11 protein-coding genes are annotated in these 13,262 nt (G+C 69.5%); 1 reads left to right on the top strand and 10 read right to left on the bottom strand.

Annotated elements, in window-relative coordinates:
* Window positions 1-25: 25 nt before the first annotated feature.
* From ACZ7OO_RS37600 to ACZ7OO_RS37570, 7 genes are all read right to left on the bottom strand, one after another.
* A complete protein-coding gene (locus ACZ7OO_RS37600) occupies window positions 26-1,231 on the bottom strand; it encodes an acyl-CoA dehydrogenase family protein (protein ID WP_471511963.1) in 1,206 nt (401 codons plus the stop codon).
* Between the two features lie 3 nt (window positions 1,232-1,234).
* Window positions 1,235-1,747: a MaoC family dehydratase gene (locus ACZ7OO_RS37595; protein WP_062667068.1), complete on the bottom strand. Its 513-nt coding sequence runs from the start codon at window positions 1,745-1,747 to the stop codon at window positions 1,235-1,237.
* 5 nt (window positions 1,748-1,752) lie between these two features.
* A complete protein-coding gene (locus tag ACZ7OO_RS37590) occupies window positions 1,753-2,718 on the bottom strand; it encodes an HpcH/HpaI aldolase/citrate lyase family protein (protein WP_471511962.1) in 966 nt (321 codons plus the stop codon).
* Complete coding sequence (locus tag ACZ7OO_RS37585) at window positions 2,715-4,763, bottom strand: protein meaA (RefSeq protein WP_471511961.1); 2,049 nt, start codon at window positions 4,761-4,763, stop codon at window positions 2,715-2,717. Before ACZ7OO_RS37585 ends, ACZ7OO_RS37590 begins: the two co-directional genes overlap by 4 nt.
* A 17-nt stretch (window positions 4,764-4,780) precedes the next feature.
* Window positions 4,781-6,124, bottom strand: coding sequence for a crotonyl-CoA carboxylase/reductase (gene ccrA / locus ACZ7OO_RS37580; protein ID WP_471511960.1), 1,344 nt, complete (start codon window positions 6,122-6,124; stop codon window positions 4,781-4,783).
* 730 nt (window positions 6,125-6,854) lie between these two features.
* The gene (locus ACZ7OO_RS37575; RefSeq protein ID WP_352224242.1) at window positions 6,855-7,670 is read right to left on the bottom strand and encodes a TetR family transcriptional regulator; all 816 of its coding nucleotides are present in this window, start codon (window positions 7,668-7,670) and stop codon (window positions 6,855-6,857) included.
* Window positions 7,671-7,830: 160 nt separating this feature from the next.
* Window positions 7,831-9,636 (bottom strand): 3-hydroxyacyl-CoA dehydrogenase family protein, encoded by a 1,806-nt coding sequence (locus ACZ7OO_RS37570; RefSeq protein WP_471511959.1) that lies wholly within the window; start codon window positions 9,634-9,636, stop codon window positions 7,831-7,833.
* Between the two features lie 378 nt (window positions 9,637-10,014).
* On the opposite strand from ACZ7OO_RS37570, the gene ACZ7OO_RS37565 reads away from it, so the two are divergent.
* Entirely contained in the window at window positions 10,015-10,590 is a 576-nt protein-coding gene (locus ACZ7OO_RS37565) for an adenylosuccinate lyase (protein ID WP_352224240.1), read from the top strand.
* Here ACZ7OO_RS37565 and ACZ7OO_RS37560 read toward each other — a convergent pair.
* Genes ACZ7OO_RS37560 through ACZ7OO_RS37550 form a run of 3 tightly spaced genes read right to left on the bottom strand, consistent with a single transcriptional unit; the run spans window position 10,577 to window position 13,180 of the window.
* The gene (locus tag ACZ7OO_RS37560) at window positions 10,577-11,110 is read right to left on the bottom strand and encodes a GNAT family N-acetyltransferase (protein ID WP_471511958.1); all 534 of its coding nucleotides are present in this window, start codon (window positions 11,108-11,110) and stop codon (window positions 10,577-10,579) included. The two genes, ACZ7OO_RS37565 and ACZ7OO_RS37560, sit on opposite strands and share 14 nt — an antisense overlap.
* Before the next feature lie 46 nt (window positions 11,111-11,156).
* A complete protein-coding gene (locus ACZ7OO_RS37555) occupies window positions 11,157-11,555 on the bottom strand; it encodes a RidA family protein (protein WP_471511957.1) in 399 nt (132 codons plus the stop codon).
* A 56-nt stretch (window positions 11,556-11,611) separates the two neighbouring features.
* Window positions 11,612-13,180: an alpha/beta hydrolase gene (locus ACZ7OO_RS37550; protein WP_471511956.1), complete on the bottom strand. Its 1,569-nt coding sequence runs from the start codon at window positions 13,178-13,180 to the stop codon at window positions 11,612-11,614.
* Window positions 13,181-13,262: the final 82 nt, after the last annotated feature.

Below are 13,262 nucleotides of genomic sequence, written 5' to 3'. Positions count from 1 at the left end.
AAGAAAACACCCCGTATCCGGACGATCAGCCCTGGAATCGATACTCTTCGAGCAGCCTCCGCCCGATGATCATTTTCTGGATCTCGGCGGTACCCTCGCCGATCAGCAACATCGGCGCCTCGCGGTAGAGACGTTCGATCTCGTACTCCTTGGAGAAGCCGTAGCCGCCGTGGATCCGGAAGGCGTCCTCCACGACCTCCTTGCAGTACTCGGAGGCGAGATACTTCGCCATCCCTGCCTCAAGGTCGTTTCGTTCCCCGGAGTCCTTTTTGCGTGCGGCGTTGACCATCATGGCATGTGCGGCCTCGACCTTGGTGGCCATCTCCGCGAGCTTGAACTGGATGGCCTGGTGCTGGGCGATCGCCTTGCCGAAAGTGTGACGCTGCTGGGCGTACTGGATGCCGAGCTCGAACGCACGCTGCGCTACACCACAGCCACGCGCCGCCACGTTGACGCGGCCGACCTCGACCCCGTCCATCATTTGGTAAAAACCTCGGCCCGTTGCGCCGCCGAGCACCCGATCGGCCGGAATCCGCAGCCCGTCCATGATCAGCTCGGTGGTGTCGACGCCCTTGTAGCCCATCTTGTCGATCTTTCCGGGGATGGTGAGGCCGGGGCGGACCTCTCCGAAGCCGGGCTCCTTCTCCACCAGGAAGGTCGTCATCGACTTGTGGGGGGCCGTGCCCTCGGGGTGTCCTTCGTCACTTCGTACCAGGACGGCCACGAGGGACGACGTACCGCCGTTCGTCAGCCACATCTTCTGGCCGTTCAGGACGTACTCGTCGCCGTCCCGCACCGCCTTCGAGGTGATCGCCGACACGTCCGAGCCGAGGCCCGGCTCCGACATCGAGAACGCGCCCCGGATGTCGCCGGCCGCCATCCGCGGCAGGAAGTGCTCCTTCTGCTCCTGCGTGCCGTGCTGCTTGAGCATGTACGCCACGATGAAGTGCGTGTTGATGATCCCGGAGACGGACATCCAGCCCCGGGCGATCTCCTCGACGCACAGCGCGTACGTCAGGAGGGACTCGCCCAGGCCGCCGTACTCCTCGGGGATCATCAGGCCGAACAGGCCGAGCTCCTTGAGGCCGTCGACGATCTCCTGCGGGTACTCGTCGCGGTGCTCCAGCTCGGTGGCGACCGGGAGGATCTCCTTGTCCACGAAGTCGCGGACGGTGGAGAGGATCTCCTGCTGGACGTCGGTCAGACCGGCGGTCTGGGCGAGACGGGCCATCGCTTACTTCCCCTGTTCCTTGAGCTCGGGGCGGCCCGGCTGCTCGCCGCCGCGCTCCTTGATGTACGTCTCGGTCGGCACCATCACCTTGCGGCGGAAGACGCAGACCAGCGTGCCGTCCTGCTTGTAGCCCTTGGTCTCCACGTAGACGATCCCGCGGTCGTTCTTCGACTTGGAGGGCCACTTGTCGAGCACGGTCGTCTGGCCGTAGATCGTGTCCCCGTGGAAGGTCGGCGCCACGTGCTTGAGCGACTCGATCTCCAGGTTGGCGATCGCCTTGCCGGAGATGTCCGGCACGCTCATGCCGAGCAGCAGCGAGTAGATGTAGTTCCCGACCACCACGTTCTTGCCGAAGTCCGTCGTCTTCTCGGCGTAGTTGGTGTCCATGTGGAGCGGGTGGTGGTTCATGGTGAGGAGACAGAACAGGTGGTCGTCGTACTCCGTGACCGTCTTCCCGGGCCAGTGCTTGTACGTCGCCCCGACCTCGAACTCCTCGTACGTGCGTCCGAACTGCATCGTGGTCACGCCTCCGGGATCTCGAACTTCGACGTGCGCCGCATGCCGGCGGCCCGGCCCTTGCCGGAGATGACCAGGGCCATCTTGCGGCTGGCCTCGTCGATCATCTCGTCGCCGAGCATCGCCGAGCCCTTCTTGCCGCCCGCCTCGGACGTGTAGTAGTCGTACGCGTCCAGGATCAGCTCGGCGTGGTCGTAGTCCTCCTGCGACGGCGAGAAGATCTCGTTGGACGCCTCGACCTGGCCCGGGTGCAGCACCCATTTGCCGTCGAAGCCGAGCGCGGCGGCGCGCTGGGCGACCTCGCGGTAGCCGTCGATGTTGCGGATCTGGAGGTAGGGGCCGTCGATCGCCTGGAGGTCGTTGGCGCGGGCGGCCATCAGGATCTTCATCAGGATGTAGTGGTAGGCGTCCGCCGGGTATCCGGGCGGCTGCTCGCCCACGACCAGCGACTTCATGTTGATGGAGGCCATGAAGTCGGCCGGGCCGAAGATGATCGTCTCTACGCGCTGGGACGCGGTGGCGATCTCGTTGACGTTGTTCAGGCCCTGCGCGTTCTCGATCTGCGCCTCGATGCCGATCTTGCCGACCTCGAAGCCCATGGTCTTCTCGATCTGGGTCAGCAGCAGGTCCAGCGCGACGATCTGCTGGGCCGTCTGGACCTTCGGCAGCATGATGCAGTCCAGGTTCTGCCCGGCGCCCTCGACCACGGTCACGACGTCACGGTACGTCCACTCGGTCGTCCAGTCGTTGACGCGGACCACGCGCGTCTTGCCGGTCCAGTCGCCCTCGTTGAGGAACTTGACGATGGTGTGCCGCGCCTCGGGCTTGGCGAGCGGCGCGCACGCGTCCTCCAGGTCCAGGAAGACCTGGTCCGCCGGGAGGCCCTGCGCCTTCTCCAGGAAGCGCGGGTTCGAGCCGGGCACGGCCAGGCAGGAGCGCCGCGGGCGGAGTCGGTTGACGGGCGTGGTCATGCGGGGACCTCCAGGGGGTCGAGCTTGTTCGCTTTCCGGATCTCGTCGACGATGCAGCCGATGATGCCGGTGATGTCGAAGTCCTTCGGGGTGAAGACCGCGGCCACCCCGGCGGCCCGGAGCTGATCGGCGTCACCATTCGGGATGATGCCACCGGCGATGACGGGTATATCTGTGGCACCGGCCACACGGAGGCGTTCCAGGACGTCCGGGACCAGCTGGGCGTGCGAGCCGGACAGGATCGACAGGCCCACCGCGTGCACGTCCTCGGCGAGGGCAGCGTCCACGATCTGTTCGGGCGTCAGCCGGATGCCCTGGTACACCACTTCGAAGCCGGCGTCCCTGGCCCGTACGGCGATCTGCTCGGCGCCGTTGGAGTGCCCGTCCAGGCCCGGCTTGCCGACCAGGAAACGGAGCTTGCCGCTGCCCAGGTCGCGTGCCGTGGCGTCCACCTTGGCGCGCACCTCGGCAAGCGCCGAGCCCGCCTCGACGGGGACGGCGACGGGGGCCGAGGAGACCCCGGTCGGCGCTCGGAACTCGCCGAACACCTCGCGTAGCGCGCCCGCCCACTCGCCGGTCGTGACCCCGGCGCGGGCGCACTCCAGGGTGGCCTCCATGAGGTTGCCGGTGCCCTTGGCGGCCTCCTTCAGCCGCTCCAGCGCCTTGCAGGGCCGCGGGTGGTTGAACGGCGGCTGGTAGCGCGTGTCGCGCCAGCGGCCGATCGCCTGCACCACCCGTGCCTCGACCGCCGGGTCGACCGTCTGGATGGCGGTGTCCAGGTCGGCGGTGAGCGGGTTGGGTTCGGTCGTCTCGAAGATGTTGACGCCGACGATCTTCTCCTGCCCGGACTCGATCCGGCCCCGGCGCTCCGCGTGCGAGGCGACCAGCTGCGACTTCAGATACCCGGACTCGACGGCGGCCATCGCACCGCCCATCTCCTGGATCCGCTCGATCTCGGCGAGGGAGTCCTCGACCAACTGGGTGACCTTCGCCTCGATGACGTGCGAGCCCTCGAAGATGTCCTCGTACTCCAGCAGATCGCTCTCATGGGCGAGCACCTGCTGGATGCGCAGCGACCACTGCTGGTCCCAGGGCCGGGGCAGGCCAAGGGCCTCGTTCCACGCGGGAAGCTGCACGGCACGCGCGCGGGCGTCCTTCGACAGCGTCACGGCGAGCATCTCGAGGACGATCCGCTGGACGTTGTTCTCCGGCTGCGCCTCGGTCAGTCCGAGCGAGTTGACCTGGACGCCGTACCGGAAGCGCCGCTGCTTGGGGTCCTCGATGCCGTACCGCTCGCGGGTGACCTTGTCCCAGATGCGGCCGAACGCCCGCATCTTGCACATCTCCTCGACGAACCGGACGCCCGCGTTCACGAAGAAGGAGATCCGCGCGACGACATCGCCCATGCGTTCCTGCGGCACCTGTCCGGAGTCACGGACGGCGTCAAGGACCGCGATGGCCGTGGACATCGCGTACGCGATCTCCTGGACCGGGGTGGCGCCCGCCTCCTGCAGGTGGTAGCTGCAGATGTTGATCGGGTTCCACTTCGGGAGGTGGGAGACCGTGTACGCGATCATGTCCGTCGTCAGCCGGAGCGAGGGCCCCGGCGGGAAGACATGCGTACCCCGGGACAGGTACTCCTTGACGATGTCGTTCTGGGTCGTGCCCTGGAGCTTGGTGATGTCCGCGCCCTGCTCCTCGGCGACGACCTGGTAGAGCGCCAGCAGCCACATGGCGGTGGCGTTGATCGTCATCGAGGTGTTCATCTGCTCCAGGGGGATGTCCTGGAACAGCCGGCGCATGTCACCGAGATGCGAGACGGGTACTCCCACCCGGCCGACCTCGCCGCGGGCGAGGATGTGGTCGGGGTCGTAGCCGGTCTGCGTCGGCAGGTCGAACGCCACCGACAGGCCGGTCTGGCCCTTGTCGAGGTTGCGCCGGTACAGCTCGTTGGACGCCTCGGCCGTGGAGTGCCCGGCGTACGTGCGCATGAGCCACGGCCGGTCCTTCTCCCGCCTGCCTTCGGCGATCTGACGCTCAGTCATCTATGACCTCGGGTGTCTCAGATGTTGCGGAAGCGGTTGATGGCGTCGAGGTGCTTGGCGCGCATCTCCTCGTCGCGCACGCCCAGGCCTTCCTCGGGGGCGAGGCAGAGGACGCCGACCTTGCCCTGGTGGAGGTTGCGGTGCACGTCGTAGGCGGCCTGACCGGTCTCCTCCAGGGAGTAGACCTTCGACAGCGTCGGGTGGATCTTGCCCTTCGCGATCAGCCGGTTGGCCTCCCAGGCCTCCCGGTAGTTGGCGAAGTGCGAACCGATGATCCGCTTCAGGGACATCCACAGGTAGCGGTTGTCGTACTCGTGGTTGTAGCCCGAGGTGGAGGCGCAGGTGACGATCGTGCCGCCCTTGCGGGTGACGTAGACCGAGGCGCCGAAGGTCTCGCGGCCCGGGTGCTCGAAGACGATGTCGACGTCCTCGCCGCCGGTCAGCTCACGGATGCGCTTGCCGAAGCGCTTCCACTCCTTCGGGTCCTGCTCGTGCTCGTTCTTCCAGAACTTGTAGCCCTCGGCGTTGCGGTCGATGATCGCCTCGGCGCCCATCGCCCGGCAGATATCCGCCTTCTGCGGGCTGCTCACCACACAGATGGGGTTCGCTCCGCCGGCCAGCGCGAACTGCGTGGCGTAGGAGCCGAGTCCGCCGCTCGCGCCCCAGATGAGCACGTTGTCGCCCTGCTTCATGCCGGCGCCGTTGCGGGAGACCAGCTGCCGGTAGGCGGTGGAGTTGACCAGACCGGGGGCGGCGGCCTCCTCCCAGCTCAGGTGGCCCGGCTTGGGCATCAGCTGGTTGGACTTGACCAGCGCGATCTCGGCGAGGCCGCCGAAGTTGGTCTCGAAGCCCCAGATCCGCTGCTCCGGGTCGAGCATGGTGTCGTTGTGGCCGTCGGACGACTCCAGCTCCACGCTCAGGCAGTGCGCGACGACCTCGTCACCGGGCTTCCAGGCGTTGACGCCCGGGCCGGTGCGCAGGACCACGCCTGCGAGGTCGGAGCCGATGATGTGGTACGGCAGGTCGTGCTGCTTGGTCAGCTCGGAGAGCCTGCCGTAGCGCTCCAGGAACCCGAAGGTCGACAGCGGCTCGAAGATCGAGGTCCAGACCGAGTTGTAGTTGACGCTCGATGCCATGACGGCGACCAGGGCCTCGCCCGGGCCCAGCTCGGGCAGGGGGACCTCGTCGAGGTGGGTGGACTTGCGCGGGTCCTTGTCGCGGGTCTCCAGGCCCGCGAACATCTCCGTCTCGTCCTTGTGCACGGTGATCGCGCGGTACGACTCCGGGAGCGGCAGGGCGGCGAAGTCGGCCGGCGTCGAGTCCGGCGACTGGATCGCGTCGAGAATGGCCTGAGTGGTCACGGTGTTGCCTCCGGCGGTGTGCGCCCCTTGAGGGAAGGGGGTGCTGAGGGTTGCGTCGGTGCTGCTGAGGGTTTTGGGAAGGCGCCGTCGGTTCGGCGTGGGTGGTGCTTCGGCAGCGCTTTGTGGCGCGGGAGGTTGCCTGTGACGCAGGCGTCCGGCGGGCGGGCTGGTGGGCTCGCCGGGACAGGCCGGACATCAACAACGTATGACACCGCGTGTCAGGTGGCAAGGCACTGAGTGCCAGAACTTGCTCTCAAATGAAATCTTTACGTAACAAATGAGCGATGATCGATCAAAGCTACCGCCGAGTACGGTAAGGCGCCCCGACTTGCGGGAGTCGTCCCGATGTCGGAGCGGGTCCGATCGGGTCCGATGTGGAGCAGGTCGGCCAGGGGTGTCCGGGTTCTCGCGCTCGCGTATGCCCGTCTGCAGCGCCACCGACCGGGCCGGCTCCTGCCGTACCGCGGCCCTCACGAGCTGCGGCACGCGCAGCTCGGCCACGGGAAGACGCTCCGGCCCGGCTCCGGCCGTGACCCGGCACGCAGTGCCATCGCTGCGCCGGGAGGGGCCGTGCAGCCCCGCGACCCCGCGGTCCGGCTTTCCGGCGGCCCAGCCGCCCCTGCCCGTGCCGCATGTCGAGCCATCAGAACGCGTTTGTCCCGCAGTCGAATTCAGCGCGTCCGGCGTCTGCGGCTGAGCGGCCGAGCGGCGACTAGGTGACCGCGACCCCCTACGACCGCTCCTTCAGCGCCTGCTCGATCGTGCGCATGACCTCGTCCAGTGGCGCGTCGGTCCGGGCCACCGTCACCAGTACCTCCCCCTGCGAGGCCACCGACGCCGTCGTGGTCGGCCGGGGCGCTGTCTCCCGGCCCGCCCCGATCCCTGTTCCGAACGTCTTGCGCACGATCGCGAAGGCGTGGTCCAGCTGCGTCTCCACATCACCCTGCCCGCCCGCCCGCAGCCAGCGCCGCAGCACATGGTTGTGGGCGGTGACCACCGCAGACGCGGCGACCTCGGCCAGCAACGGGTCGTCGTTCGCGTCGTCGGCGTGCGCGTGCTCGTCGAAGTGGCCGAGGAGGTAGCGGGTGAAGAGACGCTCGTAGCGGGCCACCGAGGCGATCTCCGCCTCTCGGAGCGTCGGTACCTCGCGGGTGAGCTTGTAGCGGGCGACCGAGATGTCCGGCCGGCCCGCGTACATCTTCATGACTTCCTTGATGCCACGGCACACGGTGTCGAGGGGGTGCTCGTGCGCGGGGGCCGCGTTGAGCACGGCCTCCGCGCGGATCAGCGTGTCGTCGTGGTCCGGGAAGATCGCCTCTTCCTTGGAGCGGAAGTGGCGGAAGAAGGTGCGCCGGGCCACGCCGGCCGCGGCCGCGATCTCGTCGACGGTGGTCGCCTCGTACCCCTTGGTCGCGAACAGCTCCATCGCGGCGGCCGCCAGTTCTCGGCGCATCTTGAGCCGCTGGGCGGCCGCGCGACTGCCTGCGGCACTTTCCGGCGCGTCGGGCGTGGCTGGTGTACGGGAGGACTTGGCGGGCTGGGGCATGACCCGAACGTACTGCATGTGCGCAGCTTGATGGGCATGTCCCGGGTTTCCCCCGCCTGTGACGGGCGGGGGACCGCCGGACCGGACGGGCGGGGGACGGCCGCCCGGGTCGAGCAGCCCGCCCCAGTCCTGCTCGTCCCGGAACCAGTCGCCGAGGCCCTCAGCGGCGGGCATATTCGCGGAAGCCACGGCCGGTCTTGCGGCCGAGGCAGCCCGCGGCCACCAGGTGCTCCAGGAGTGGCGCGGGCGCGAGGCCGGGGTCGCGGAACTCCCGGTGCAGGACCTTCTCGATCGCGAGCGAGACGTCCAGGCCGACCACGTCCAGCAGCTCGAACGGGCCCATCGGATAGCCGCCGCCGAGCTTCATCGCCGCGTCGATGTCGTCGAGCGAGGCGTAGTGCTCCTCGACCATCTTGATCGCGTTGTTGAGGTACGGGAACAGCAGCGCGTTCACGATGAAACCGGCCCGGTCACCGCAGTCGACGGCGTGCTTCCTGACGGTCGCGCAGACCTCGCGGACCGTGGCGTGCACGTCCGCGGCCGTCAGCACGGTACGGACGACCTCGACCAGCTTCATGGCCGGCGCCGGGTTGAAGAAGTGCATACCGATCACGTCCTGCGGACGCGAGGTGGCCCGGGCGCAGGCCACGACCGGCAGCGAGGAGGTCGTGGTGGCCAGGACCGCGCCCGGCTTGCAGACCTTGTCCAGCGTGGCGAACAGCTGCCGCTTGACCTCCAGGTCCTCGGCGACCGCCTCGACGGCCAGGTCGACGTCGGAGAAGGCGTCGTACGAGCCCGCCGGGGTGATCAGGTCCAGGGTCCGCGCGGCGGCCTCGGCGGTCATCCGCCCCTTGCCGACGGAGCGGTCCAGGGACTTGCCGATCCTGGCCTTCGCCGCCTGCGCCTTCTCCTCGCTGCGGGCGGCGAGAACGACCTCGTAGCCGGCTTTGGCGAAGACCTCCGCGATGCCGGAGGCCATGGTGCCGGAGCCGGCCACCCCGACCGAGCGGACCGGCCGGCCCGGGGCGAGGGCGGCGCCGTCCAGCGGCGTGAGCGCGTCCCGGACGACCGTGGCGCTGCCCGGGGCCTCGTAGGTGTAGAAGCCACGCCCGGACTTGCGGCCGGTCAGGCCCGCCTCGCTGAGCTGCTTGAGGATGGGGGCCGGGGCGTGCAGCCGGTCGCGGGACTCGGCGTACATGGCCTCCAGGACCGTACGCGCGGTGTCGACGCCGATCAGGTCGAGCAGGGCGAGCGGGCCCATCGGGAGACCGCAGCCGAGCCGCATGGCGGCGTCGATGTCCTCACGGGAGGCGTACTTCGCCTCGTACATCGCGGCGGCCTGGTTGAGGTAGCCGAACAGCAGCCCGTCCGCGACGAACCCGGGGCGGTCACCGACCGCGACCGGCTCCTTGCCCAGTTCGACCGCGAGGTCGGTGACCGCGGCGACGGCACTCGGGGCGGTGAGCACCGAGGAGACGACCTCGACCAGCTTCATCGCCGGGGCCGGGTTGAAGAAGTGCAGGCCGAGGACGCGCTCGGGGCGGGCCGAGTCGGCGGCCAGACGGGTCACGGAGAGCGCGTTGGTGCCGGTGGCGAGGATGGTCTCCGGGCGGACGATGCCGTCCAGCTCACGGAAGATCTGGTGCTTGATGTCGTACGACTCCGGAACCACTTCGATGACGAGGTCGGCCTCGGCCGCGGCCGTGAGGTCGGTGCCGGTACGGATCCGGGCGAGGACGTCGGCGCGTTCCTGCTCGGTCAGTCTGCCGCGGGCCACGGCACGGGCCGTGGAGGCCTCCAGGGCGGCGAGGGAGCCGGCGGCCTGGGCCTCGCTGACGTCGATGCCGATCACCTCGCGGCCTGCCTTCGCGAGGACCTCGGTGATACCGGTGCCCATGGTGCCGAGGCCGACGACGGCGACGGTCCTGAGCGGGGACAGGGAGGGGTCGGACTGGGGAGTGGCCATCGCGGGACTCCAGGAATGAGGGTGACGACTGGAACGCCCCCGGGTGCGCCGAAGGGGCGCACCGGGTGCGGAAAGGGCTGCGTGAATGCGGGTGTTGCCGGGCTGCTGGCGCACACGCCCGGTGCCGTCGCCGCGGGCGCGCAACGCCCGGGAGCGGCTGATTCCGACCGGCCCTGTCCCGGAGCCGGATCGTATGAACGGTACGAGGTACCGAACCGACCTGATGCTCACGACGGCTGCGTCACCAAACCGGAGTGAGCTGTAGCGCGAGTGGGTGACTCGCTCGATTGAGCTTAACCGGCGGGTAACGAGCGCGCTAGCCCTCCGACTTTGTGATGTACGTCCCTCCACTCCCGCAACCCCTCTACGCTGGGCTTCGTGGACGAAGAGTTGCGATCACTCACGGAGCGTCTGCGCCAGGAGTCGCAGGGAACGGCCGCCTATGACCGGCTCCTGGCCACCGAGGACCACGACGAGTTGGCGGAGGTGCTCACCGCCGCCGGACAGCCGCTGTGGGCCAGGGAGTTGGCGGCCTACCGGCTGGGGACGGCCGGTGACCGACGCGCCTTCGAAACCCTGGTCCTCCTCCTGAACCACCGCGACCCGCCCCGCTGCGCCTCCGCCGCGCACGCTCTCGCCCGCCTGCAGGACCCGCGCACCGCCCGCGCGGCCGCCGCCCTCGCCACCAACGAGCTCCGTGTCGCCTACGCCCTGCACCCGGTCCGGCTCCTGGTCGAACTCCGCGCCCCGGAATCCGTCCCCGCCCTCATCACCACCCTGGAGCGCCGGCTGCGCCCCCATGACCCCTACCGCAAGGTCGCCCTCGCCTGTGTGGAGGGCCTCGGCACCCTGGGCGACACCCGCGCCCGCCGCGTCCTGAGCGAGGCGCTGGCCCACCCCACCCTCGCCGAGGCCGCGGTCCGGGCCCTGTCCCACATCCCTAGGCCGAGGTGAGGTCGCGGTCCTTGACATACCGCACCTCGGGCACGGGCACCCCGTCGACCTCGTACGGCTCCTCGGCGCCGTCGGGCCGGAAACCCGCGATCTCGTAGAACCGCCGGGCGCGCGTGTTCCCCTTCAGCACCCACAGGTACACGCGCGCGTGCCGGGCACACTGCTGGAGAACCGTCTCCAGGAGCCTGCGCCCGGCTCCGGTCCCGACGTGCGCGGGGTCGAGGTAGATGGCGTACAACTCGGCGTCGCCGGTGTGCACTTCCCCGTCCCGGTACGGCCCGTGCGCCGCCCACCCGACGATCTCACCGCCCCGCACGGCAACCAGGTCCGTCACGCCGTCCTCACCGTCCCGGAACCGGGCCCGCCGACGCTCGGCGTCCCGCTCGACGCTGAGCCCGTCGAGGAACGGCTGCGGCATGAGTCCCCGGTAGGCGTACTGCCAGCCCCGCACGCGTATCTCCGAGACACGGTCGCAGTCGTCGAGGGCCATCGGTCGGATGAGGAGGGAGTCGTCGGCCATGACGGCACCCTAAAAAGCGGACGGCTTCGCGCGCCCGGCATTTCGCTCAGCCGGCCACCACCGCGAAGGCCTCGATCTCCATCAGGAACTGGGGACCGGCGAGTGCGGCCACCTGAACCGCGGACGCCGCCGGCAGGCGGTCGTCGGGTATGTGGGCGGCGCGGGCCGCGCGGACGGCCGGCATATGGGCCATGTCCGTGACGAAGTAGGTGACCTTGACGACGTCGTCGAAGCCGGCGCCGGCGGCCGCCAGGCAGCGGCGCAGGTTCTCGAAGACCTGGCGGGCCTGGGCGGCCGGGTCGCCCTCGCCGACGAGCTTGCCGTGCTCGTCCAGCGGCAGCTGACCGGAGACGGCGACGAACCGGCCGGTGGCCGCCACGACATGGGTGTACTGGGCGGCCGCGGCGACGCCGTCGGGGGCGGGGATGCGGGTCAGGTCGGTCATGCGTCCATGGTGGACCATGGGTCCGACAACGCCCCCGACGGTGCGTCAGGGCAGGCTCAACCGCGGAACCCGAGCAGCCCGTGCAGGGTCGAGCCGCGGGACGACGTCGACGCCGCCTTCGTGCTCAGGGGCTTCGGGTCCGGGGTCTTCCGGCAGACCGCGTCGGCGATGCCGTCACCGTGCGGGACCTTGCCGTCGGTCAGGTAGGCGGCGAGGTGGTCGTCCAGGCAGGTGTTGCCGCTCAGCGTGATGCCGTGGTTGCCGCCGCCCTGTTCGACGACCAGGCTGGAGCCGGCCAGCAGCCGGTGGGCCGTGACGCCGCCCTGGTAGGGCGTGGCCGCGTCGTCCGTGGCCTGGAAGAGGAGGGTCGGCGGGAGTTTGCCGTTGGCGATGTTCAGCGGCTTCAGGGCGGACGTCGGCCAGGAGGCGCACGCCGCGTTGTACCAGGCGTTGTTCCAGACCATGAACGGCGCCTTCTCGTAGACCGCCCAGTTGTCCTTGCGCCACTGGTTCCAGTCCCGGGGCCAGGAGGTGTCCCGGCACTGGACGGCCGCGTAGACGCTGTAGCCGTTCTCGCCCGAGGCCTCGACGGCGGCGAAGTTCTGGTACGCCTCGACCAGCGCGGCCGTCTTCTTCCCGTTGACGTAGGCCGAGAACGCCTCGGCCAGGTAGGGCCAGTAGCCGTTGTAGTAGCCGCCCGGGATGAAGGTGTCCTCCAGTTCGGCGGCGCCCACCTTGCCGCCCGCCGGCTTCTTCGCCAGCGCCGCCCGCATGGCGTACCACTTGCCCTCGACCTGCGCCGGGTCCGTGCCGAGCTTGTAGGTGGAGTCGTACTTCGCGATCCACGCCATCAGGGCGCGATGGCGGTCGTTGAAGGCGTAGTCCTGGCCGAGGTTGTCGTCGTACCAGACGCCCGTCGGGTCCACGATCGAGTCCAGGACCAGCCGGTGGATCCGCTCCGGGTGCAGCTTCGCGTAGACGGCGCCCAGGTAGGTGCCGTACGAGTAGCCGAAATAGCTGATCCGGCGGGCCCCGAGAGCCTGGCGGATCGAGTCCATGTCCTGTGCGGCGCTGACCGTGTCGAGGTACGGCAGCAGGCTCGCGTACTTCCTGCCGCAGGCGGCCGCGAACGACTGCACCCGCTTGAGGTTCGCCTGTTCCACGGCGGACGTGGCCGGTACCGAGTCGGGGCGCACCGGCTTGAAGTAGCCGGGCGCGCAGTCGATCGCCGGGCTGCTGCTGCCCACGCCGCGCGGGTCGAAGCCGATGACGTCGTACTGGGCCGCCACCTTCTTCGGCAGCGTGGAGGCGACGAAGCCCGCGAGGGTCAGCCCGCTGCCGCCGGGGCCGCCGGGGTTGACCAGCAGCGGACCCTGGTACGCCGACGCGGTGTGCGGGACGCGGGAGAGGGCCAGCGTGATCTGCTTCCCGCCCGGGTTCCGGTGGTCCAGGGGCACCTTGACGGTGCCGCACTGCAACGTCGGATAGTCGGTGGTGCCGCACTTCTTCCAGGTCACCGAGGACACCTGGACGGCGGCTCGGGCGGTGGCGCTCGCGGGCAGGGCCGTGAACGACCCGGCCACGACAGCGGCGGCGGCGCACAGCACGGCTGCGCGTGTTCGCATGGGGTCCTCCCAGGACGGAGGTGTCGCGGACCGCACGTGTCACGGTCCTCGCCGCATCGTCCCGGGAACGGCCCCAGGAGGA

Source organism: Streptomyces sp. NPDC111744, assembly GCF_055634995.1.
Note: the sequence above shows the minus strand (reverse complement) of the source record. Positions and strands in the feature narration are given on the sequence as shown.

Coding starts and splice junctions, on each gene's coding strand:
- ACZ7OO_RS37600 (WP_471511963.1), bottom strand. CDS start 1,231: ATGGCCCGTCTCGCCCAGACCGCCGGTCTGACCGACGTCCAGCAGGAG.
- ACZ7OO_RS37560 (WP_471511958.1), bottom strand. CDS start 11,110: ATGGCCGACGACTCCCTCCTCATCCGACCGATGGCCCTCGACGACTGC.
- ACZ7OO_RS37595 (WP_062667068.1), bottom strand. CDS start 1,747: ATGCAGTTCGGACGCACGTACGAGGAGTTCGAGGTCGGGGCGACGTAC.
- ACZ7OO_RS37555 (WP_471511957.1), bottom strand. CDS start 11,555: ATGACCGACCTGACCCGCATCCCCGCCCCCGACGGCGTCGCCGCGGCC.
- ACZ7OO_RS37590 (WP_471511962.1), bottom strand. CDS start 2,718: ATGACCACGCCCGTCAACCGACTCCGCCCGCGGCGCTCCTGCCTGGCC.
- ACZ7OO_RS37585 (WP_471511961.1), bottom strand. CDS start 4,763: ATGACTGAGCGTCAGATCGCCGAAGGCAGGCGGGAGAAGGACCGGCCG.
- ACZ7OO_RS37550 (WP_471511956.1), bottom strand. CDS start 13,180: ATGCGAACACGCGCAGCCGTGCTGTGCGCCGCCGCCGCTGTCGTGGCC.
- ACZ7OO_RS37575 (WP_352224242.1), bottom strand. CDS start 7,670: ATGCCCCAGCCCGCCAAGTCCTCCCGTACACCAGCCACGCCCGACGCG.
- ACZ7OO_RS37570 (WP_471511959.1), bottom strand. CDS start 9,636: ATGGCCACTCCCCAGTCCGACCCCTCCCTGTCCCCGCTCAGGACCGTC.